The sequence below is a fragment of the Streptomyces sp. NBC_01390 genome (genome assembly GCF_045040105.1).
Taxonomy (GTDB): domain Bacteria; phylum Actinomycetota; class Actinomycetes; order Streptomycetales; family Streptomycetaceae; genus Streptomyces.
Map to the genome: position 1 here is coordinate 714,105 of NZ_CP109551.1, position 22,087 is coordinate 736,191.

A 22,087-nucleotide genomic window follows, 5' to 3' on the forward strand; every position below is an offset into this window, starting at 1 on the left:
GGCTCATCCGGTGCTCTCCCGCAGGGGTACGTGGGCCGCCTGGTGGGCCTGCCACAGGACGACGAGGGCCAGTGCGCCGCCGGACACGGCCAGGACCAGTTCCTCGGTGCCGGCGGGTGCGCCGCTCGGCAGGGCCAGGAGCGCGACGACTCCGGTGACGGCGGCGAGGCGGTGGCGTACCGCCTGGCTGGTGCTGGGCGCGGCGGCGGCGATGAGGAACAGGGCCCACAGGGCGTACCAGGGCCGGATCGCCGGGCCGAGGACGACCACGACGGCGAGGCTGAGGCCGAGTGCGTAGAGCGGGCCGATGCGGGGGCGACGCAGCCAGATGTAGGCGATGGCGAGGACGGTGACCGCTATCCCGAGAAGGTGCCAGGCCGGGACGGCGAGCGGTGCCAGACCGCTGCCGATCTCCGTGAGACCGGCGGCGGTGGCGCGGCCGAGGAGGCTGGTGAGGGCCCAGTTCTGGGGTGACACCGGGGTTTTCAGGGCGCCTATCCAGCCGTAGCCGGTGCCGGCCAGCGTGGTGACGGCGACGGTGGTCGCGGCCGCCGCGCCCGCCGTGGTCAGTACAGCCCGCGCCGGGCTGCGACCCGCGCGGATCTGGAGCGCCACGACGGCGGCGAGGCCGAGGATGGCGGGTGCCTTGACCAGGGCGGCGAGCGTCACGAGGACGGCCCCCAGGATCGGCCACCGGCCCAGCGCCGCCACCAGGCCGACGCCGAGCAGCCCGAGCATGATCGCGTCGTTGTGGGCGCCGGCCACCAGGTGCAGCAGGACCAGCGGGTTGAGGGCACCGAGCCAGAGGGCGGCGGCCGGGTCTGCGCCGCTGTGCCGGGCGAGGCGGGGCAGGGCCGCCGCCATCAGCGCAACGCCGAGCAGCGCGACCAGGCGCATGCCGAACAGGCCGGCGGGGATCTCGCCCCGGGTCAGGCCGGAGAGCCCGGACGCGACGGCGAGGAACAGCGGGCCGTAGGGGGCGCCGGTCTGCTGCCACACGGGGGCGACCTCGGCGGCGAGCGGGCCGCCGAGCAGGGCGGGGCCGTGTGTGTACACGTCCATGTGCGCGTCGACCATCGCGCCCTGGGCGAGGTAGCTGTAGACGTCGCGGCTGAAGAGGGGCGGGGCGAGGAGGAGCGGGGCCGCCCAGACGGCGAGGACGAGCATCAGCGAACGTACGGTGGGCGGATTCGTGCTGCGGACCAGTCTGCCGAGCAGCGTCCAGGCGGCTATCAGGAGGACGACGCCGAAGTAGACGCCGACCAGGCCCAGTGCGGCGCGGGCGGTGGAGGGTGCGATGAGTTCCCGTACGGGGAGGGCTCCGGCGCTCTCGCCACCGAGGGCCAGGCATGCGGTGCCGATGAGGCCTGTGGCCTGACAGCGGGAGAGGGTTGTCTCGGGAACCGTGGGCACATGGGAAGCGTGGCAAGGGTGGGTGGACGGGGGGCTACGGGGGGCCTTCCTGGCGGGGGCGTGCGTGTTACCGGTGGGTGGGTGGTTGGGGGTTGTTCGTCGGGTGCGGGCCCGTGGGGGCTTGTCGCGCAGTTCCCCGCGCCCCTGAAAGCGACAGCTCGCCGGCGCTTGAACCCGGCCGCCCCTACTCCTGAAGAGCGACAGTTCCTCGACGCTTGAACCCGGCCGCCCGCGCCCCTGAAAAGCGACAGCTCGCCGGCGCTTGAACCCGGCCGCCCGCGCCCCTGAAAAGCGACAGCTCGCCGGCGCTTGAACCCGGCCGCCCGTGGTCCTGGAAAGGCGACAAGCCGCCGCCACCGAAAGCCCTCTGCTTCTCAGTCAGAAGACCGATACTCCCGTCAGTGTCGTGAAGCGGTCCAGGGCTGCCACGCCGGCCACCGAGTTGCCCCTCTCGTCCAGTCCGGGGCTCCATACGCACAGCGTGCAGCGGCCGGGGACGACGGCGATGATGCCGCCGCCGACACCGCTCTTGCCGGGGAGGCCCACCCGGTAGGCGAAGTCGCCTGCCGCGTCATAGGTGCCGCAGGTCAGCATGATGGCGTTGATCTGTTTGGCCTGGCTGCGGGTCAGGAGGCGGGTGCCGTCGGCTCGGACGCCGTGCCGGGCCAGGAAGCCGGTGGCGAGGGCGAGGTCGGCGCAGGACGCCTCGACGGAACACTGGCGGAAGTACTGGTCCAGCAGGTCCGGGACCGGGTTGTCGATGTTGCCGTACGACGCCATGAAATGGGCGAGGGCGGCATTGCGGTGGCCGCGTCCGGCCTCGGAGGCGGCCACCTCCTTGTCGAAGGTGAGGCCGGGGTTGCCGGACTCCGCGCGCAGGAAGTCGAGGAGCGTTCCGGCCGCGTCGCCGGTACGGGTGTGCAGACGGTCGGTGACGACGAGAGCGCCCGCGTTGATGAACGGGTTGCGCGGGATGCCGTTCTCGTACTCCAGCTGGATCAGGGAGTTGAAGGGATTGCCTGAGGGCTCGCGGCCGACGTGCTCCCAGAGTTCGTCGCCCTCGCGGGCCAGGTCGAGGGCGAGCGTGAACACCTTGGTGACGGACTGCGCGGAGAACGGCTCCCGCCAGTCCCCCACCCCGTAGACCGTGCCGTCGAGTTCGGCGACGGCCATGCCGAAGCTGCGCGGGTCGCGGGCGGCGAGCGCCGGGATGTAGTCGGCGGGGCGTCCTCGGCCGGGGGTGCGCCCGATCTCCTCGGCGATGCGTTCCAGGACCGGCTGGAAGGTCGGGGGCGCGGACGACGAGGACGACGGAGCTGATGCCATGATCGCCATTCTCCCTCCGGACCTGTCCTGGCGAAATCGGGTGCGCAAGCAGGCCCCTGAGGGGTGCGAGGAACCGCGCGACCGGCCACGACGGGCCCGCGGTTTCCCTGCCACGCTTCCAGCGGAGCGCTACGCGCCGTTGCCCGCCACGATCTCCGGGCGGAGCAGGTCCGCGAGTCGTTCGGCGGGCAACAGGCCCTTCTCCAGGACGAGTTCGGCGACACCCCGGCCGCTGACGAGGGCCTCCTTGGCGATGTCGGTGGCGGCCGTGTACCCGATGTAGGGGTTGAGGGCGGTGACCAGGCCGATGGAGTTCTCCACGCTCGCGCGCAGCGCCTCGGTGTTGGCGGTGATGCCGTCCACGCAGCGTTCGGCGAGGGTGAGGCAGGCGGTGCGCAGGTGGGTGATGGACTCCGAGAGGGAGTGCAGGATGATCGGCTCGAAGGCGTTGAGCTGGAGCTGTCCGGCCTCGGCGGCCATGGTGATGGTGACGTCGTTGCCGATCACCTCGAAGGCGACCTGGTTGACGACCTCCGGGATCACGGGGTTGACCTTGCCGGGCATGATCGACGAACCGGCCTGCACCGGCGGCAGGTTGATCTCGCCGAGCCCGGCGCGCGGCCCGGAGGAGAGCAGGCGCAGGTCGTTGCAGCTCTTGGAGAGCTTGACGGCGACCCGCTTGAGCACGCCGGACATCTGGACGAACGCCCCGCAGTCCTGGGTGGCTTCGACCAGGTTGGCAGCCGTGACGAGCGGCAGACCGGTGATCGCGGAGAGGTGTCGGCGGGCCGACTCGGCATATCCGGCAGGGGCGTTGAGGCCCGTGCCGATGGCGGTGGCGCCGAGGTTGATCTCGTGGATCAGCAGGACGGCCTCCGCGAGGCGGCTGCGGTCCTCCTCGATCATCACGGCGTACGCCGAGAACTCCTGCCCGAGCGTCATCGGCACCGCGTCCTGGAGCTGGGTACGCCCCATCTTCAGGACATCGTGGAACTCGACCGCCTTGCGGGCGAATGAGTCCTGGAGCACGGCCATCGCCTTGAGCAGTTCCCGCACCGCGAAGACGGTCGCGATCTTGACGGCGGTCGGGTAGACGTCGTTGGTGGACTGGCCGAGGTTGACGTCCTCGTTGGGGTGCAGGTACTCGTACTGGCCCTTGGCATGGCCCAGCAGCTCCAACGCACGGTTCGCGACGACCTCGTTGGCGTTCATGTTCGTCGACGTGCCCGCCCCGCCCTGGATCACGTCCACCACGAACTGGTCGTGCAGCCGGCCACCACGGATCTCCCGGCACGCCTCGACTATCGCGGCGGCCTTCTTCGGGTCGAGGAGGCCGAGTTCCTCGTTGGCGAGGGCGGCTGCCTCCTTGACGGCGGCGAGGGCGTCGATGAGATGCGGGTAGGCGGAGATGGTCATGCCGGTGATGGGGAAGTTCTCCGTGGCGCGGAGGGTGTGGACACCCCAGTACGCCTCGGCGGGAACGTCACGGTCGCCGAGCAGGTCGTGTTCGCTGCGGTGGACTGCGGCGGCGCTGCGCTGGGCTGCTGCGGTCATGGTGGGGCGAGCCTACTTTCGTGAGAGGGGCCGGCACTTCAGCCCGTCCGGCGATTGAGGACGAGCGCGTTCAGCGCGAAAGGGGGTCTGGGGGCGCAGCCCCCAGAAGGATGGGACGGGTAGGGGCGGCGGGGGCGAAGAAATCCGCGCGGATCCCCCTACCGAAGCGCTACCGACGCGCTACCGGATCGAGCGCACGGACCGGTTGGACCCGTCCGACCTCCTGCCCGCCGCCCAACAGAGGCTCACCCGCGAACTCCGCGAGCGCCGCCTCCTCGACACCGGCCCGGACGAGCGCCGCCGCCGTCACCGGAACCCGCGCCCGGTTCGCACCGTCGGCGATCTTCACCGCGACGGCCCGGCCGTCCGGGAGGGCGGCGACCTGGACGCCCTCGAAGCCGTCCTTGCTGAGCAAGCCGGGTACGGCCCGCATCAGCGCGGCCACGTCGCGGCCCGAGCCGGAGGCCATCTCGGCGTGGTCGCGCATCGCGTCGGCGACCAGGGCCTCCGGGGTGTCCGGGGCGGCGGTCGTGATCCGGGCCGCGGCGCGGGCCAGGCCGTGCAGGGAGATGGAGAAGAGGGGTGCGCCGCAGCCGTCGACGGTCACCCGGGCGATGCGCTGCCCGGTGAGATCCTCGACGATCTCGGCGATCGCCTGCTGGAGGGGGTGGCCGGGGTCGAGGTAGCTGTCGAGGGGCCAGCCGTTGAGCTTGCAGGTGTAGAGCATGGCCGCGTGCTTGCCCGAGCAGTTCTGGGCGAGGCGGGAGGGCAGGCGGCCCTCGCGTATCCAGACGTCGCGGACCACCGGGTCGAACGGCAGGTCCGGTACGTTGCGCAGGTCGTCCTCGGCGAGACCGGCCAGCTCCAGTATGCGGCGGGCGCCGGCCAGGTGGCGTTCCTCGCCGGAGTGGCTGGCGGCTGCCAGGGAGAGCAGCTCGCCGTCGAGGGGCAGACCGGCCCTGAGCATGGCCACCGCCTGGACGGGCTTCAGGGCGGAGCGCGGATAGAAGGCCGCCTCGATGTCGCCCATCTGCAGCTCCACCTGGCCGTCGGCGCCGAGGACGACGACGGAACCGTAGTGGATGCCCTCGACGACCCCGCCGCGCACGAGGTGCGCGACGGGCGAGTGAAGGGGTTCACGGATCGTGGGAGCGTCCGCGAGTGAACTGCCGTACATGGCTGCCTGCACTGCTTCCTGCATTACTTCATCCTGCATCACTGCGTGGTTCACGCGTCGGCTCCGGCCGACCCGTTGGACTTGGGGGACTCGGGGGATTCTGTGGATCCGGCTGACGCGGTCGCTTCGGCGGCCTTGCGGGCCACCTGGTTGCGGACGCCGTACCAGCCCGCGACCAGGACTCCGGCGATCAGCGGGAGACACAGCACGGTGGTGCGGCCGGCGCCGCCGTCGGCGTACATCAGGACCAGGACGGAGGCGAGGAAGGCCAGCGTCACGAGTTCGGTCCACGGGGAGCCGGGGAGGCGGTAGCTCGGCCGGTTCAGCTCGCCGTTCTCGGTCTTCCGCCAGAACACCAGGTGACAGATCATGATCATGCCCCAGGTGGCGAGGATGCCGATCGCGGCGAAGTTCAGCACGATCTCGAACGCGTCGGCGGGGACGACGAAGTTCAGGCCGACGCCGAGTACGCAGAAGCCGCTGGTGAGCAGGATGCCGCCGTACGGGACCTGGCTGCGGCTCATGTGGCCGGTGAACTTCGGCGCGGAGCCGGACATCGCCATCGAGCGCAGGATGCGGCCGGTGGAGTACAGGCCCGAGTTGAGGGACGACATGGCCGCCGTGAGGACGACCAGGTTCATCACACCGCCGGCCGCCGGGATGCCGAGGTTGGACAGGACGGTCACGAAGGGGCTCTCGCCCGACGTGTACTTGTTCCACGGCAGCAGCATCGACAGGAGGAGGACCGAGCCGACGTAGAAGAGGCCGACCCGCCACATGATCGAGTTGATCGCCTTCGGCATGATCTTCTCGGGGTTCTCGGTCTCGCCCGCCGCGACACCGACGAGTTCGACGGAGGCGTAGGCGAAGACGACGCCCTGGATGATCAGCAGCATGGGCAGCAGACCGTTGGGGAAGATGCCGCCGTTGTCGGTGATCAGGGCCGGGCCGGGGGTCGTGCCGTCGACCTGGTGCTGGGTGGCCAGCAGGAAGATGCCGATCAGCATGAAGGCGACGAGGGCGCTGACCTTGATGATGGCGAACCAGAACTCCAGTTCGCCGAAGAACCGCACCGAGATCAGGTTCACGGTGAGGACGACCGCGAGGGCGATCAGTGCGATCACCCACTGCGGGATGTCGGAGAACATGCCCCAGTAGTGGGTGTAGAGGGCCACCGCGGTGATGTCGGCGATACCGGTGGTGGCCCAGTTGAGGAAGTACATCCAGCCCGCGACGTACGCGCCCTTCTCGCCCAGGAACTCACGGGCGTACGACACGAACGCCCCGGACGACGGCCGGTACAGGACGAGTTCGCCCAGTGCCCGGACGACGAGGAAGGCGAAGACGCCGCAGACCGCGTAGGCGATGAAGAGCGACGGGCCGGCGTCGGCCAGCCGGCCGCCGGCGCCGAGGAACAGGCCGGTGCCGATGGCACCGCCGATGGCGATCATGTTGACGTGCCGGGCCTTCAGCGACTTGCTGTAGCCCGCGTCACCGGCGTCGACGTGTGCGGCCTTCTGTTGCGCCGTACCGTTCGCCGTCTCGTCCTGGAGGGATTGCTCGCTCACGCCTCGGGTCCGCCTTCCGGGGATGGTCCTGTGGGGGTGTCCGTGTGCGCGGCGCGCACGATGTCTGTGAGGCTCGTCGAGACCCGGTCGAGGTGGTGGGACATGGCCGCCACCGCGTCGTCCTCGCTGCGGTCGATCAGGGCTTCGACGATCGCCCGGTGCTCACGGTTGGACTGCTCGCGCCGGCCGCCCAGCTCGTTCAGGAACGCCGACTGACGGGCCAGCGCGTCCCGGATCTCCTCGATCACCCGGCGGAACACCGGGTTCTGGGCGGCCTGGGCCACGGCCAGATGGAAGAGGGTGTCCATGGCGACCCACGCGGTGGTGTCGGTCTCGTGCTCCATGCGTTCCAGCAGGTGCGCGAGGTGGTCGAGGTCCTCGGGTGTCCGCCGCAGGGCCGCGTAGCCGGCGACCGGGATCTCGACGTGCCGACGGACTTCGAGGAGGTCACTCGCCGCGTAGTCGCCGAAGGTGGGGTCCTCGACGGTGCTGGACACCACGAAGGTGCCCTTGCCGGTCCGGGAGACGGTCAGGCCCATGGTCTGCAGGGCCCGCAGAGCCTCCCGCAGTACGGGCCGGCTCACCTCCAGGCGGCGGCACAGTTCGGCCTCGGAGGGGAGCTTGTCCCCCACGGCGTAATCTCCGCGCTCGATGGCGCTGCGCAGATGACCGAGGACCGCTTCCATAGCGCTGACGCGCCGCGGCACCGAGCCACCTGTCTGGCTGTCTGACAGGTTCACGGAGGTGATCCTGCGGGTGACGGGAGGGGGCTGTCAAGGGTGGGAGTCCATGGAAGTCCGGGGGCCGGTCTCCCACCCTGCGCCGGCTCAGTTCAGTACACCCGCGCCCAGCAGCCCGAAGAGCGCCAGGCCCACCACGATCCGGTAGATCACGAAGGCGTTGAAGGAGTGCTTGGCGACGAACTTCAGCAGCCAGGCGATGGAGCCGTAGGCGACCACGAAGGACACCACCGTGCCGACGGCCAGCGGCGCGACCCCCACGCCCGCACCCAGGGCGTCCTTGAGCTCGTAGAGCCCGGCACCGGTCAGCGCGGGGATGCCGAGGAAGAAGGAGAGGCGGGTGGCGGCGACCCGGTCGAGGTCGAGGATCAGCGCCGTCGACATGGTGGCGCCGGAGCGGGAGAAGCCGGGGAAGAGAAGGGCGAGGATCTGTGAACTGCCCACCAGCATCGCGTCCTTGAACGACGTGTCGTCCTCACCGCGCTTGTGCCGGCCCATCTGGTCCGCGGCCCACATCACCCCGCTCCCGACGATCAGCGAGGCGGCGACCACCCACAGCGAGGCCAGCGGGCCCTCGATCAGCGGCTTGGCGGCGAGACCCACGACGACGATCGGAATCGTGGCGTAGATGACCCACCAGGCGAACTTGTAGTCGTGGTGGTACCGCTCGTCGCGGTTCCTCAGGCCCCTCCCCCAGGCGGAGACGATCCGGACGATGTCCTTGAAGAAGTACACGAACACGGCGGCGATCGCGCCGACCTGGATGACGGCCGAGAAGCCGACCACGGCGTCGTCGTCGACGGGGATGTTCATCAGCCCCTCGGTGATCTTCAGATGGCCGGTGGAGGAGACCGGCAGGAACTCGGTCACCCCCTCGACGGCTCCCAGGATGACGGCCTGACCGATGGAGATGGCGCTCATGGAATCCAGTTCTGCTGGAGAGGGACGGGCAGCGGCAGGGTCAGTCCTACTACATGCCGACAAGTCCCGGACGCCCCGCGACTACAGCGCGCCACCCACCCACACCCCCACGAAAGCCGCGCCCAGGCCGGCCGACACGCTCAGAACGATGTTGGCGACGGCGAGGAGACCGGCTCCGTCCTCGGCAAGCCGCAGCGTCTCGTAGGAGAAGGTCGAGTACGTGGTCAGCGCCCCGCACAGGCCCGCACCCAGGAGCAACTGGAGGTTCGAGCCCGGGGCGGCGCCGGTGAGCAGGCCGAGGATCAGGCAGCCGGTGACGTTGACGGCGAGGGTGCCCCAGGGGAAGACCGTGTCGTGGCGGGACTGCACCAACCTGTCGGTGAGATAGCGGAGGGGCGCGCCGACCATTCCGCCCGCCGCCACGAGCAGCCAGTTCACAACGACTTCTTACCCTGCCTGTCCGCTTCGCCCGGTTTCCCCTCTGTCCGGCCGACGTACCTGATGACCTCGCAGTCGTCGAGGAGGACGAGCCCCTCGGTGACGAGTTCGTCGAGCTGCGGCAGGAAGGACCGTACGTTCTCCTCGGTGTCGACGATGACGACCGCGACCGGCAGGTCCTCGCTGAGGGAGAGCAGACGCGAGGTGTGGATGAGGGAAGAGGCGCCGAAACCCTCGATGCCGCGGAAGACGCTCGCGCCCGCGAGACCGGCCGCCCGGGCGCGGTGGACGATCTCCGAGTAGAGCGGCCTGTGGTGCCACGTGTCGTGCTCGCCGATGAGGGCGGTCAGGCGCAGGGCACGGCCGGTGAGTCTGGTCATCGTCGCCTCCGCTTCAGGACCCGGCGGGTTGCGGTCGCCGCGAGTGTCACGGCGGTGAGGGCCGCGAGCAGGGTCGCGGCGAGGTAGGCGAGCCCGGTGCCGGGACGGCCGTGGTCGACCAGTTTCTGGATGTCGACGGCGTACGTCGAGAAGGTGGTGAAGCCACCGAGCACTCCGGTGCCGAAGAAAGGGCGCACGAGGCGGTGGGCGGCCCAGGTCTCCGTGATGACGACCAGGAAGACGCCGATCACGGCACAGCCGACGACGTTGATCCAGAAGGTGGTCCAGGGGAATCCGCCGGTCCGCGCGGGCCAGGCCAGCGAAGCCGCGTAACGGCCACTGGCGCCGATCGCGCCGCCGATCGCGACCACCGCGACGACCGGCGCCTGACCGTGCAGGACGGAAGGGCGTGGTGGGGCGGCGACGGTCCCGGTCCTGAGGTCGGGGGTGGTCATGGTCGTACGTCTCCTACTCGCCGGCGCCCGGCTGTGCGGGCGCGCTCGTGTGAGCAAGTAGGGACCGTTGGCGGCGAAGCTGCCGCGGTTCGGGTACGGCGGGCCCCACCGCCGCGCCGCGAGCGGTTGATCGCGGCCGGTCACCAGGGTAGCGCCGGGGGTACGGGGACTGCATCCGGATCGGTCGGCGCCCTCGGCACATCCGGTCGCTTCTGGCGCGTCCAGTGGCCTGTGGGCCGGTGGGGCTTGTCGCATGGTTCCCCGCGCCCCTGTCGGGGTGCTCCCCTGTCGGGGTGCTGTACCGCACCCCGGATGCATCGACACCGCGCGCTCGGCCCGGCCGCCTCGCCAACCACGACACACGACTCGCGGTAAGCCGACGCACCCGGCCGGCCGACGGCGGACAGCCCCCGCCTACCAGCCCTTCTCGAACATCCGCGCCACCTCCGCGATACGAACCTCGTCGGGGCGGTAGAACGTGCGCCAGCGGATTCTCTTCGTCCGGACCATGCCGATGCCCGCGAGCAGACCCAGGTGGGTGTGGGCCACAGAGCGGCGGACACCGAGTTTCGCGGCGACGGCGGCGGCCGTGACACCGTCCTCGACGGGATCGCCGTGCCGTTGGGGCGGGAAGTGCGCGGCCGGGTCCTTCAGCCACTCCAGGATCTCCAGGCGTTGCCCGCCTCCCGGTCTCTTCAGCATCGCGCCTCCTCGTCCCGGTCACCGCGTGCCGTACCTCCCAATGTCCCGCAGTCGGGGCCACCGCGTCCGGGGCTTCGTACCTCTTGGCCGAGGTCGGACTCTTTCTGTCACGTACATGCGTTCGAGCAAGCCCTTGCGGCCCAACAAGCAGGGGCCCGGCCGCCCCCCTCAGACGGCCGAACCCCCGTCACTCACGGCTCAGCGGTGGCTGAACCACGTCATCGCGGGAAGCGCCTTGTCGTCGTAGCCGAACAGGGCCTGGTTCTCCCAGCCGTTGCCCGAGGACGAGTCCGTGGGGTCCCAGCCGTTGCCGGTGACCGCGGTCCAGGTCGCCTCCCAGTAGAAGACGCCGAGGCCCCGGCCGTTCGGAACGGCCTCCACGATGTTCAGGATGTCCCGGAACCAGGCCGACTGACCGGCCGTGGACGCCGCGTACCCGGAGACGAGCTCACCAGTCGTGTCGATGATGTTCTCGTGCGAGTCCTCGCTGTCGAGCCGGAAGGGGTAGGCCGTCTCGGCGACGAACACCGGCTTGCCGTAGCGCGCGGCCGCGTCGTCCAGGGTGGTCTGGAAGTCCGACAGCGGGCCGTGCCAGTAGCCGTAGTAGGAAAGCCCGATGGCGTCGAACTTCACACCGTTGGACACCGCGCTGTCGAACCACCACCGGGTGCCCGCCAGGTCGCCTCCCTTGGCCAGGTGCAGCGCCACGGTCGTACCGGAGTTGACCGCCTTGACCGCGTCGTAGCCGGAGTTGAGCAGGCCGGCGAGCTGCGACCAGTTGTCGGTCGAGCCCTCGGACCACAGCATGCCGCCGTTGATCTCGTTGCCGACCTGGACCATGTCGGCGGTGGTGCCCTGGGACTTGAGGGCATTGAGCACGTCGTACGTGTGGTTGTAGACGTCCGTCTTCAACTGGCTGTACGAGTGTCCGGCCCACGCGGACGGCTTGCTCTGGGCGCCCGGGTCGGCCCAGATGTCCGAGTAGTGGAAATCGACCAGCAGCTTCATGCCCTGCGCCTTGATGCGCTTGGCGAGGGCGAGGACGCGCGCCTTGTTGTTGTAGCCGTCGGCCGGGTTGACCCAGACCTTGACCCGGGCGTAGTTCATGCCGGAGTTCTTCAGGACGGTGAGCGCGTCCGTCGTGGTCCCAGCGCTGGTCTTGTAAGTACCGCCCAGCGCCTCGCTCTTGGGGAGGGAGGAGATGTCGGCGCCCTTGACGGACAGTCCGCCGGTGCCGGAGGCGAAGGTCAGGTCGTCGACGTTGATCCAGTTGCCCGCGTTGGCGTCGGAGTTGACGCTGATCGTGCACTGGTTGTTCGTCACCGCGATCGGCACGACGATCCGGATCCACCCACTGGCGGAGACGGGCAGGTCGGTGCGCTGCTCGGCGCTGCCGCAGTTCTTCAGCGCTATGTAGGCCGACTTCTGTCCGCCGCCCGAGCGCACCCACGCGGTGAGCTTGTAGTTGCCGTTGGTCAGCCCGGACAGGTACTGGTAGGTCTCCACCTTGTAGGCGGAGGCGGAGTAGTGGGACAGGCGGTAACTGCCGCCGTGGCCACCGGACTCCACGTACGAGGCGCCCGTGTCGCCGTACTCCGACCAGCCGTTCGGAACCGCCACACCCGAACCGTCGGCCTCGAAGCCGCCGTTGGTGAGGGTGCTCGCCGCCTGCGCCGAGGTGGCGGGCAGGGCGGTGAGGGCTAGGCCCGCGGCGAGCGGGAGCAGCAGGGCCCTGAGTGCGCGCCTGGTCATGGGCCTGGGTGTGCGTCTGGGATGGAACATCGTCGTCCGTCGTCCCTTCGACGTGATGGGGTTGGGGGTGTCCCTCCCGAGGGGAAGGAGGGGCCCCTCCGCCCGCGGCTCTCGTGGCACACACGGGCGGAGGGGAACTTGCGGCTCAGCCGTCGAGTCGTACGACCCGGACGGCTCCGGCGGGCAGCGCGAGGCGGCCCGCGGCTCGTTCACCTGTCAGCAGTTCGGTGCCGGGGGCCTCCAGGGGCACCTTGGCGTCCGACGCGGTGTGGTTGACGGCGAACAGGTAGGTGCCCGACTCGCCGGTGCGGCGGACGAGTTCGACGTCGTGCGGGAGGTCGGCGCGGGGCGCGATGTCGGCGTCCTCGGTGGCCCAGCCGAGCAGGGCGTCCAGGCCGAGCGCGTCGAGGCGGGTCGACACGTACCAGGCGGTGCCCTCACCGAGGCGGTGGCGGGTGACGGCCGGGTGGTCGGCGGTGAGTCCGTCGGCGTACGTCCACACGGTCTCGGCGCCGCGCGGGACGACGAACTCGGTCCACACGTCGCCGGTCAGCTCGGAGCCGTCGGGGCCCGTGATGCGTACGGAGTCGCCCTGGAGCAGCGGCGAGAACTCCTCGACGGTCAGGCCGAGTACGTCGCGCAGGGCGCCCGGGTAGGGGCCCTCGTGGACGGCGTCGTGCTCGTCGACGATGCCGGAGAAGTAGGAGACGACGAGGGTGCCGCCGTTCTCGACGTACTCCCTGAGGTTGTTCCCGGCGGCCTCCGTCATCAGGTACAGGGCGGGAACGACGACAAGGGGATAGGCCGACAAGTCGGCTTCCGGGTGGGCGAAGTCGACCGTGAGGTGGCGGTCGTACAGGGCCTCGTAGAAGGAGTCGGCGCGCTCGCGCGGGTCGTGGTCCTCGCTGGGGCGCCACTGGAGGTTCTGCGCCCACCAGGAGTGCCAGTCCCACAGGACGGCGACGTCGGCGACCGTGCGGGTGCCGCGTATCGAGGCCAACGAGTCGAGGGACGCGCCGAGTTCGACGACCTCGCGCCAGACGCGGGTCTCCGTTCCGCCGTGCGGGAGCATCGCCGAGTGGAACTTCTCGGCGCCGCGCCGGGACTGGCGCCACTGGAAGAACATCGCGCCCTCGGAGCCCCTGGCCACATGGGCGAGGGAGTTGCGGGCCATCTGGCCCGGTGCCTTCGCGGGGTTGCGGGCCTGCCAGTTGACACCCGAGGTGGAGTGCTCAAGGAGGATCCAGGGAGCGCCGCCGCCGACGGAACGGGTGAGGTCGGCGGCCATCGCCAGGTTGACGTGGGTGCGGCGGCCGTCGGTGATCAGGTAATGGTCGTTGGTGACGATGTCGACCTCGCGGCCCCAGGCCCAGTAGTCGACGGAGTCGCACTGGCTGAGCGCGGTCATGAAGTTCGTGGTGACCGGGATGCCGGGCGCCAGGCGGTGCAGGATGTCCCGCTCCGTCACGAAGTTCTCGCGCATGGTGGCGTCGGCGAAGCGCTTGTAGTCCAGCGCCTGGCCCGGGTTGCCGACCGTGGGCGCGGCGCGCGGCGGGTTGATCTGCTCGAAGGCCGTGTAGCGCTGGCCCCAGAAGGCCGTTCCCCAGGCCTCGTTGACGCCATCGACGGTCTCGTACGCCGTCTCCAGCCAGCGGCGGAAGTGGGCGGCGCAGGAGTCGCAGTAACAGGCCGAGACGGGGACGCCGTACTCGTTGTGGACGTGCCACATGGCGAGCGCGGGGTGGGCGCCGTAGCGCTCGGCGAGCCGCGTGGTGATGTTCGCGGCGGCGGCACGGTAGTCGGCGTTGCTGTGGCAGATCGCGGCACGGGAGCCGAACTCGTAGCGCACGCCCTCGGGCGTCACCGGCAGCGCGTCCGGGTGCTGCCGGTAGAACCAGGCCGGCGGGGCCACCGTGGGCGTACCGAGGTCGGCGCGGATGCCGTTCTCGTGCAGGAGGTCCAGGAGTCGGTCGAGCCAGCCGAAGTCGTACACCCCGGGCGCGGTCTCCAGGAGGGCCCACGAGAAAATTCCGACGCTGACCATGGTGACACCGGCCTCGCGCATCAGCCGGACGTCTTCCTGCCAGACGCTTTCCGGCCACTGCTCGGGGTTGTAGTCCCCGCCGAAGGCAAGCCTGGTGAGGCCCGTGGGGGTGGTCTCCGGCATGGAATGTCTCCCGATGGTCAGTCGCTTTGGAACACTTCTTGGGAACGTGCACACACAGTGGTGGATGGCGCGTGGCCTAGATAACCGCATGGCAACAACCATTGACAAGTGTCCAGTGTGTTTCTCTACTGTGAACGCTCACAGAAGCATGACGGGTCTTCGCAGCAGGCGAGGACCCCAAGGTCAGGGGAGAAGTTCCATGCCGAACACGAAGCAGTGGCGCCTCGTGGCAACCGCGGTCGCCGTCACGCTCGGCGCCACCACACTCGCCGCCTGCGGGTCCGACGACGACAGCGACGCCCAGTCGGGCCCGGTGTCGCTGACGTACTGGACCTGGACGCCCGGCATGGACAAGGTCGTCGACCTGTGGAACAAGGGGCCGGGCAAGGAGCAGCAGATCACCGTCACGGTGAAGAAGCAGGCGTCCGGCGACACCCTGGTCACCAAGATCCTCACCGCACACAAGGCCAAGAAGGCGCCCGACCTGGTGCAGGCCGAGTACCAGGCGCTGCCCACGCTGGTCAGCAATGACGCCCTCGCGGACATCTCCGGCGAGGTCGGCGACGCGAAGAAGGACTTCGCCGAGGGTGTCTGGCAGCAGACGACCCTCGGCACGGACGCGGTGTACGCGGTGCCGCAGGACATCGGGCCGATGATGTTCTACTACCGCGAGGACCTCTTCAAGCAGTACGGCCTGAAGGTCCCGACCACCTGGGCCGAGTTCGCCCAGACCGCCAAGGACCTGAAGAAGAAGGCACCGGACAAGGACCTCACCACCTTCTCCGCCAACGACTCCGGTCTCTTCGCGGGCCTCGCCCAGCAGGCCGGCGCCAAGTGGTGGACGACCTCCGGCGAGAAGTGGAAGGTCGGTATCGACGACGCGGCGACCGAGAAGGTCGCCAAGTTCTGGGGCGACCTCGTCAAGGACGACGCCATCGACAACCAGCCGATGTACACCCCGGCCTGGAACAAGGCGCTCAACACCGGCAAGCAGATCGCGTGGGTCAGCGCGGTGTGGGCGCCGGGCACGCTGACCACGGCCGCGCCGGACACCAAGGGCAAGTGGGCCATGGCCCCGCTCCCCCAGTGGTCCGTGAGCGAGGACGTGACGGGCAGCTGGGGCGGCTCCTCGACCGCGGTCACCACCGACTCGAACCACAAGTCGGCCGCCGCGAAGTTCGCCGCCTGGCTGAACACCGACCGTGACGCGCTGGCCGCGCTCGCCAAGGAGGGCGGGATCTACCCGGCCGCCACCGGCGCCCAGCTCAGCGGCGCGTTCGTCAAGTCGCCCGAATTCTTCTCCAACCAGGCGGACTTCTACCCGAAGGCCGCGGAGATCGCGAAGACGACGGCGCCCTCCGCGTGGGGCCCGAACGTGAACGTGGCGTACACCTCGTTCAAGGACGCGTTCGCCTCGGCCGCGAAGAACAAGTCCGACTTCGGTGCCGCTCTGAAGACGATGCAGGACGACACGGTCGCCGACCTCAAGAAGCAGGGCTTCGGAGTCGCGGAGTGACCAGCGCACGCCGGACGTCGTACGGGGTCAAGGGGGCCCCGTACGCGTTCCTTCTCCCCGCGGTGATTCTGTTCGCCCTCTTCTTCGCGCTGCCCATCGGTTACGCGCTCTGGCTGAGCCTGCACAAGGTGAAGGTGTCCGGCCTGGGCCTCGGTGCCGGGGCGCGGAAGGAGGTCTGGGCGGGTATCGGGAACTACACCGACGCCCTGACCGACAGCGAGCTGCTGGGCGGCGCGCTGCGCGTGGCCGGCTACGGCGCGATCGTCGTCCCGGTGATGCTGGGGCTCGCCCTCGTCCTCGCGCTGATGCTCGACGCGGACAAGGTGCGGTTCACCCCCTTCACCCGGCTCGCGATCTTCCTGCCGTACGCCATCCCGGGCGTCGTCGCCGCGCTGCTGTGGGGTTTCCTCTACCTGCCGGACGTCAGCCCGTTCTACTTCGTCCTCGACAAGCTGGGGCTGCCGCAGCCGGACCTGCTGGACGGCGGTCCGCTCTACCTCGCCCTCTCCAACATCGCGGTGTGGGGCGGCACCGGCTTCAACATGATCGTCATCTACACCTCGCTGCGGTCCATCCCGGCCGAGGTGTACGAGGCGGCGAAGCTGGACGGCGCCACCCCGCTGCAGATCGCCCTCAGGATCAAGATCCCGATGGTGGCGCCCTCGCTGGTGCTGACCTTCTTCTTCTCGATCATCGCGACACTCCAGGTGTTCAGCGAGCCGACCACCCTCAAGCCCCTCACCAACTCCGTGTCCACGACGTGGAGTCCGCTGATGAAGGTGTACCAGGACGCCTTCGGCAAGGGTGACATCTACTCGGCGGCGGCCGAGGCGACGATCATCGCGATCGTCACGCTCGTCCTCTCGTTCGGCTTCCTGCGGGCCGCGAACTCCCGTAACAAGCAGGAGGCAGCACGATGAGTTCTCTTGCCGTGGGCAAGCCGGAAGCGGCGACGGGCACCAGGCCCGGCACCGCCGGGCGCCCGCCCCTGCGCAGCAGGATCGCCCTGGTCCCGACGATCACTCTCCTCCTGGGCGCCCTGTACTGCCTGCTGCCGGTGGCGTGGGTGGTGATCGCGGCGACGAAGTCGGGCAGTGAACTGTTCTCCACGTTCACGTTCCTGCCCGGCAGCGGCTTCACCGACAACGTGAAGGAGCTGAGCGCCTACCGCGACGGCGTCTACTGGAAGTGGATGGGCAACTCCGCCCTCTACGCGGGCCTCGGCGCCCTCCTGTCGACGGCCGTCTCGGCGATCAGTGGCTACGCCCTGGCGATCTATCGCTTCCGGGGCCGCGAGGCGGTGTTCAGCGTCCTGCTGGCCGGCGTGCTGATGCCGCCGGTGATCCTCGCGATCCCCCAGTACCTGCTGCTGGCGAAGGCCGACATCACGGACTCCTACGCGTCCGTGCTGCTGCCGCTGATCCTCTCCCCCTACGGCATCTACCTCGCGCGCATCTACGCCGCCGCGGCGGTGCCGGCTGATGTGGTCGAGGCCGGGCGGATGGACGGCGCGGGCGAGTGGCGCATCTTCACCCGGGTCGCGCTCCCGATGATGATCCCGGGCCTGGTGACGGTGTTCCTGTTCCAGTTCGTGGCGGTGTGGAACAACTTCCTGCTCCCCTACATCATGCTCAGCGACGACGAGAAGTTCCCGATCACGCTGGGTCTGTTCACGCTTCTCGAACAGGGAGCGGCCACCCCGGCGCTCTACACGCTGGTGATCACGGGCGCCTTCCTGGCGGTCCTCCCGCTGATCGCGCTCTTCCTGGTCATCCAGCGGTTCTGGAGCCTCGACCTGCTTTCCGGAGCCGTAAAGTCATGACCATGAGCAATACCGGGGGCCGGCGCAAACCGCCGACGATCCACGACGTGGCCCGCGAGGCGGGAGTGTCCCGAGGCACCGTCTCGCGCGTGCTCAACGGCGGGCACTACGTCAGCCCGACCGCCCACGAGGCGGTGAACGCAGCCATCCGCAAGACGGGTTACGTGGTGAACCGCCACGCCCGTTCGCTCATCACCGGCCGTTCCGACTCCATCGGTTTCCTGCTGACGGAGCCTCAGGAACGCTTCTTCGAGGACCCCAACTTCAATGTCCTGCTGCGGGGTTGCACCCAGGCACTGGCGGCGCACGACATCCCGCTGCTGCTGATGCTGGCGGGCACGGAGGACGAGCGGCGCCGCCTCACGCGGTACATCACCGCAGGTCACGTCGACGGGGTGCTGCTGGTCTCCAGCCACTCCGGCGACCCGGTCGCGCAGGAGCTGTGCGAGGCGGGCGTACCGCTGGTCGCGTGCGGCAAGCCGATCGGCCTCGGCTCCAAGGTGAGCTACGTGGCGGCGGACGACCGCGACGGCGCCCGGGACATGGTCCGCCACCTCCTGTCCCTGGGCCGCCGCCGCATCGCCGTGGTGACCGGCCCGCTCGACACCCCGGGCGGTGTGGAGCGCCTCGCCGGCTACCGCGAGGTACTGGCCGAGGAGGGCATCGAGTACGACGAGCGCCTCGTCGTCTCCGGCGACTACAGCCGGGCCAGTGGCGAGGCGGGCGCGGAGCGACTGCTGACCCGGTCCCCGGACCTGGACGCCGTGTTCGTCGCGTCCGACCTGATGGCGCAAGGCGTGCTCACGGCACTGGAACGGGCGGGTCGCAGCGTCCCCGGGGACGTGTCGGTGGGCGGCTTCGACGACTCCTCGGCCGCCCTCGCCGCCCGCCCCCAGCTGACGACCATCCGGCAGCCCTACGACCGGATCAGCGCCGAGATGGTCCGAGTGCTGCTGGCGCAGATCGGCGGCGAGGATCCGGCGGCGGTGATCCTGCCCACCGAGCTGATCAAGCGGGGCTCTGCCTGAGTTCCGCTTGGGTTCTGCTTGAGTCGGCGATCACACCGCCTCGGCCACGCCGGTTTTTATGCATACGCATTAACATGGAGTACATGGCAGCGAACAACGCCGGTGCGGGTCTGGCGGACCAGTGGCGGGACATCCTGGCGGCGCACGCGCGCACGATGTGCGAGATCGACCGCGTACTGCATCCGCACGGCCTGGGCGCCAGCGACTTCGAGGTGCTGGACGTCCTCGTCGCCGAGGCGGCCGCCTCGAGGGAAGCCACCGGCCCGGGCGAGCAGTGCCGGGTGCAGGACATCGCCGGCCGGGTCCACCTCAGCCAGAGCGCGCTGTCCCGGCTCATCGGGCGGCTGGAGAAGGACGGGCTGGTGGAGCGCAGCATGTGCGTGGAGGACCGGCGCGGGGTGCGGGTCGCTCTGACGGCTCGGGGACGCGAGCTGCACAGCGAGGTGCTGCCGCTCCAACGCGCCGCGCTGGCACGCACGTTGGGCGAGTAGGCGCTCCGCTGCAGAGCCGGTGCGGCAGGGTTCGTCCGCAGCTCCCCCTGACGGGGCCCCGGAGATCCGGGGCACCCGCCTCGCGGGACGCTGGGCGGCGAGCACGGACGGGCGGCGGGGTTCAGTACTCGAACGGCCTGGCCAGGAGGGTTCGTACACCCTCGGAGGTGACCGTCATCCCGTGCGGGGAGGCCGCGTCGATGGTGAGGGACAGATCGCCGGTGGGCCACTGGTCGGCGAGAGCCCCCAGCGGGATCAGACGGTAGCGGGAGACGGCCGGCAGCAGCTCGGCCAGTTCGGGCTCCGAGGTGAACACGGGCACGGCCTCCCGCCCGTCCGGCTCCTCCAGGACGGGCAGCGCCACGGTCGAGGGGTTGCGGGCGTCCACATCACTGACGTCGTCCGGTACGGGCACCAGCACGTCACTCATGGCGAGGACGTCCAGCGCGGCCGGGTCCTGGGTGTTGTAGGCCAGGGCGTCCAGCGCCCGTCGGGCCGGTGTGGCGGTGTCCTGGTTGGCGGGTGTCTCCATGATGGGTCCCCTGGTAGCGGCGGTCGTACGGGCCGCCCGGAGCACGGCAGGCCCCGGGCACAGTGGCAGTCGCCTACCCGAGGCGATCGCGGGCATGCGTGACCCGGCAGGACACATCGGGAGCCGTTCGGGACACCCGTGCAGGTGGCGTCGCCGATGGTGAAAACAGACCAGAAGTGGTGACCGGCGCCCACGCGCGCGCCGGGAGCCCGTGCCTAGCGTGGGCCCATGCCGATGCAACCCTGGTTCCCCGATGCCAAGCTGGGCATCTTCATCCACTACGGCATCTACGCCGTGGACGGCTGGGCCGAGTCGTGGTCCTTCTACACGGGTGAGGTCACGCACGAGGAGTACATGAAACAGCTCGACCGTTTCACCGCCTCGCGCTACGACCCTCAGGCATGGGCGGAGTTGTTCGCCCGCGTCGGCGCCCAGTACGCGGTCCTCACCACCAAGCACCACGACGGCGTGGCCCTGTGGGACACCGACCACCGCGGTCTGGACGTGGTCCGGGACACCCCGACCGGCCGCGACCTGGTCACCGGCTTCGTCGACGCCCTGCGCGAGCGGAACCTCAAGGTCGGCCTGTACTACTCGCACTCCGACTGGAACCACCCCGACTACGCGAGCGAACGCCACCCCGGCCCGCACATCGTCGAGCCCAACGACTACTCCCAGGCCCGCCCCGGCGAGGAGGACCCGGAGGCCTGGGCACGCTATCTCGCCTACCGCGACGGCCAGGTGGGCGAGCTGGTGGAGCGCTTCCGCCCCGACGTCCTCTGGTTCGACGGCGAGTGGGAGCGCACCGAGGAGCAGTGGCGGATGCGGGAACTGTCCGAGCAGATCCTCGCGGGCAACCCGGACACCATCCTCAACGCCCGCATGCTCAGTTACGGCGACTACGCCACCCCCGAGCAGGGCGTTCCGCTGGTCGCCCCGGACGGCCCGTGGGAACTGTGCCTGACGATCAACGACTCGTGGAGCTACCGGGCCAAGGACCGCGACTTCAAGTCGGTGCGCCAGCTGGTGCGTTACTTCACGGAGACGATCGGCATGGGCGGCAACCTGCTGCTCGGGGCCGGCCCGATGGAGGACGGCACGATTCCCGCGGAGCAGGTCGAGCGGCTGGAGGGGCTCGGCGCCTGGGTGACGAAGCACGCCGACGCGGTGTACGGCACGGTCGCGGGGCTGCCCGCCGGGCACCACTACGGTCCGAGCACGCTCTCCGCCGACCGGCGCACCCTGTACCTGGTCTGTTTCGACGCGCCCCGCGAGGCCGTGTCGATCCGGGGCCTGCGCAACGCGGTACGGCGTGTCTCGGTCGTCGGCACAGGCACCGAACTGGGCCACCATGTCACCGGGGGCCTGGACAAGGTGCCCGGCGTGACCTGGATCGACGCACCCGGGGCCGACGACCTGGACGAGTACGCGACCGTCCTGGCCGTGGAACTCGACGGTGAGCTGGACCTCTACCGGGGCGCGGGCCGCGACTGACCGGTGAACACGGCCCTGCCGGTTCGCCGCTGACCCGGAATGCGAGACGGCCCGCCGGAGAGTCGTGCGGGCCGGTCACCGCGTGGCGACGGTCAGGTCATCCGAGGTTCGCGAAACCGGCGGTGTCGAACCAGGTGGGGGCCTCGGTGTCGGACATCGCCTGCTTGATCCGGAACCGCGAGAACTCGTTCAGTTCCGGCAGCGCGTCCGCCGTGAACCAGCCGACGTCCAGGGACTCGTCGTCATTGACCCGCGCCTCCCCGCCGACGGCCCGGCAGCGGAAGGTGATGTCCATGTACTGGCAGACGTCGCCGTTCTCGTACGTCACCGGGTCCAGTGCCTGGACCAGCACGACCCGCTCGGGCACGCACCGGACGGCGGTCTCCTCGTAGACCTCACGCACCGCGCAGGCCGCCGGCTGCTCACCCGGGTCCGGGATGCCGCCGATCACCGACCACTTGCGGGTGTCGGTGCGCCGGCCCAGAAGCACCCGTCCCTCGTCGTCGAAGACGAGGGCGGTGACACCGGGGAGCCAGAGCAACTGGTGGCCGGCGGAGGCCCGGAGGGCGCTGATGAAGTCAGGAGTAGCCATGCCCCGACCCTAACCGGGC

General features: G+C 69.9%; 21 protein-coding genes. 6 read left to right on the top strand and 15 right to left on the bottom strand.

All coding sequences use genetic code 11. The features are described from left to right. Nucleotides 1–3: 3 nt before the first annotated feature. From mptB to OG241_RS03030, 13 genes are all read right to left on the bottom strand, one after another. Nucleotides 4–1,413 carry a polyprenol phosphomannose-dependent alpha 1,6 mannosyltransferase MptB gene (gene mptB, locus OG241_RS02970; RefSeq protein ID WP_405813467.1) on the bottom strand — a complete coding sequence of 470 codons (1,410 nt, stop codon included), beginning with the start codon at nucleotides 1,411–1,413 and terminating at the stop codon, nucleotides 4–6. Nucleotides 1,414–1,791: 378 nt separating this feature from the next. After that, nucleotides 1,792–2,748 (bottom strand): glutaminase, encoded by a 957-nt coding sequence (locus OG241_RS02975; RefSeq protein WP_405813469.1) that lies wholly within the window; start codon nucleotides 2,746–2,748, stop codon nucleotides 1,792–1,794. Between the two features lie 120 nt (nucleotides 2,749–2,868). Then, a complete protein-coding gene (gene aspA / locus OG241_RS02980; protein ID WP_405813471.1) occupies nucleotides 2,869–4,293 on the bottom strand; it encodes an aspartate ammonia-lyase in 1,425 nt (474 codons plus the stop codon). 169 nt (nucleotides 4,294–4,462) lie between these two features. Further along, the gene (locus tag OG241_RS02985; RefSeq protein WP_405826017.1) at nucleotides 4,463–5,470 is read right to left on the bottom strand and encodes an asparaginase; all 1,008 of its coding nucleotides are present in this window, start codon (nucleotides 5,468–5,470) and stop codon (nucleotides 4,463–4,465) included. Nucleotides 5,471–5,520: 50 nt separating this feature from the next. Beyond that, a complete protein-coding gene (locus OG241_RS02990) occupies nucleotides 5,521–7,038 on the bottom strand; it encodes an amino acid permease (RefSeq protein ID WP_405813473.1) in 1,518 nt (505 codons plus the stop codon). Then, the gene (locus OG241_RS02995; protein ID WP_405826018.1) at nucleotides 7,035–7,724 is read right to left on the bottom strand and encodes a FadR/GntR family transcriptional regulator; all 690 of its coding nucleotides are present in this window, start codon (nucleotides 7,722–7,724) and stop codon (nucleotides 7,035–7,037) included. Before OG241_RS02995 ends, OG241_RS02990 begins: the two co-directional genes overlap by 4 nt. A 141-nt stretch (nucleotides 7,725–7,865) precedes the next feature. Continuing rightward, a complete protein-coding gene (locus tag OG241_RS03000) occupies nucleotides 7,866–8,699 on the bottom strand; it encodes an undecaprenyl-diphosphate phosphatase (protein WP_405813475.1) in 834 nt (277 codons plus the stop codon). 81 nt (nucleotides 8,700–8,780) lie between these two features. Then, the gene (gene crcB, locus OG241_RS03005; protein WP_405813477.1) at nucleotides 8,781–9,137 is read right to left on the bottom strand and encodes a fluoride efflux transporter CrcB; all 357 of its coding nucleotides are present in this window, start codon (nucleotides 9,135–9,137) and stop codon (nucleotides 8,781–8,783) included. Continuing rightward, a complete protein-coding gene (locus OG241_RS03010) occupies nucleotides 9,134–9,517 on the bottom strand; it encodes a DUF190 domain-containing protein (RefSeq protein WP_405813479.1) in 384 nt (127 codons plus the stop codon). The genes crcB (OG241_RS03005) and OG241_RS03010 overlap by 4 nt, the downstream gene beginning before the upstream one ends. Next, nucleotides 9,514–9,972 (bottom strand): fluoride efflux transporter CrcB, encoded by a 459-nt coding sequence (gene crcB, locus OG241_RS03015; RefSeq protein WP_405813480.1) that lies wholly within the window; start codon nucleotides 9,970–9,972, stop codon nucleotides 9,514–9,516. Before crcB (OG241_RS03015) ends, OG241_RS03010 begins: the two co-directional genes overlap by 4 nt. A gap of 414 nt (nucleotides 9,973–10,386) precedes the next feature. After that, complete coding sequence (locus tag OG241_RS03020) at nucleotides 10,387–10,674, bottom strand: ArsR family transcriptional regulator (protein WP_405813482.1); 288 nt, start codon at nucleotides 10,672–10,674, stop codon at nucleotides 10,387–10,389. 198 nt (nucleotides 10,675–10,872) lie between these two features. Further along, on the bottom strand, nucleotides 10,873–12,456 hold the full coding sequence (locus OG241_RS03025; protein WP_405813484.1) for a glycosyl hydrolase 53 family protein: 1,584 nt from the start codon (nucleotides 12,454–12,456) through the stop codon (nucleotides 10,873–10,875). 115 nt (nucleotides 12,457–12,571) lie between these two features. Continuing rightward, nucleotides 12,572–14,593, bottom strand: a complete 2,022-nt coding sequence (locus OG241_RS03030) for a beta-galactosidase (RefSeq protein WP_405813485.1) — start codon at nucleotides 14,591–14,593, stop codon at nucleotides 12,572–12,574. A gap of 199 nt (nucleotides 14,594–14,792) precedes the next feature. Between OG241_RS03030 and OG241_RS03035 the strand changes: the two genes are divergently transcribed. From OG241_RS03035 to OG241_RS03055, 5 genes are all read left to right on the top strand, one after another. After that, the gene (locus OG241_RS03035) at nucleotides 14,793–16,109 is read left to right on the top strand and encodes an ABC transporter substrate-binding protein (RefSeq protein ID WP_405813486.1); all 1,317 of its coding nucleotides are present in this window, start codon (nucleotides 14,793–14,795) and stop codon (nucleotides 16,107–16,109) included. Further along, nucleotides 16,106–17,029, top strand: coding sequence for a carbohydrate ABC transporter permease (locus OG241_RS03040; RefSeq protein ID WP_405813487.1), 924 nt, complete (start codon nucleotides 16,106–16,108; stop codon nucleotides 17,027–17,029). The genes OG241_RS03035 and OG241_RS03040 overlap by 4 nt, the downstream gene beginning before the upstream one ends. Continuing rightward, nucleotides 17,026–17,931 (top strand): carbohydrate ABC transporter permease, encoded by a 906-nt coding sequence (locus OG241_RS03045; protein WP_405813488.1) that lies wholly within the window; start codon nucleotides 17,026–17,028, stop codon nucleotides 17,929–17,931. Before OG241_RS03040 ends, OG241_RS03045 begins: the two co-directional genes overlap by 4 nt. After that, nucleotides 17,928–18,959 (top strand): LacI family DNA-binding transcriptional regulator, encoded by a 1,032-nt coding sequence (locus OG241_RS03050; RefSeq protein WP_405813489.1) that lies wholly within the window; start codon nucleotides 17,928–17,930, stop codon nucleotides 18,957–18,959. The genes OG241_RS03045 and OG241_RS03050 overlap by 4 nt, the downstream gene beginning before the upstream one ends. 83 nt (nucleotides 18,960–19,042) lie before the next feature. Further along, nucleotides 19,043–19,450 carry a MarR family winged helix-turn-helix transcriptional regulator gene (locus tag OG241_RS03055; protein ID WP_405813491.1) on the top strand — a complete coding sequence of 136 codons (408 nt, stop codon included), beginning with the start codon at nucleotides 19,043–19,045 and terminating at the stop codon, nucleotides 19,448–19,450. Nucleotides 19,451–19,571: 121 nt separating this feature from the next. Here OG241_RS03055 and OG241_RS03060 read toward each other — a convergent pair whose 3' ends face one another. After that, nucleotides 19,572–19,982, bottom strand: coding sequence for an SseB family protein (locus OG241_RS03060; protein ID WP_405813492.1), 411 nt, complete (start codon nucleotides 19,980–19,982; stop codon nucleotides 19,572–19,574). 228 nt (nucleotides 19,983–20,210) lie between these two features. Here OG241_RS03060 and OG241_RS03065 point away from each other — a divergent pair, with 228 nt between their 5' ends. Further along, nucleotides 20,211–21,476, top strand: coding sequence for an alpha-L-fucosidase (locus OG241_RS03065; RefSeq protein ID WP_405813493.1), 1,266 nt, complete (start codon nucleotides 20,211–20,213; stop codon nucleotides 21,474–21,476). 97 nt (nucleotides 21,477–21,573) lie between these two features. Here OG241_RS03065 and OG241_RS03070 read toward each other — a convergent pair whose 3' ends face one another. Then, a complete protein-coding gene (locus tag OG241_RS03070; protein WP_405813494.1) occupies nucleotides 21,574–22,068 on the bottom strand; it encodes an NUDIX hydrolase in 495 nt (164 codons plus the stop codon). Nucleotides 22,069–22,087 lie beyond the last annotated feature (19 nt).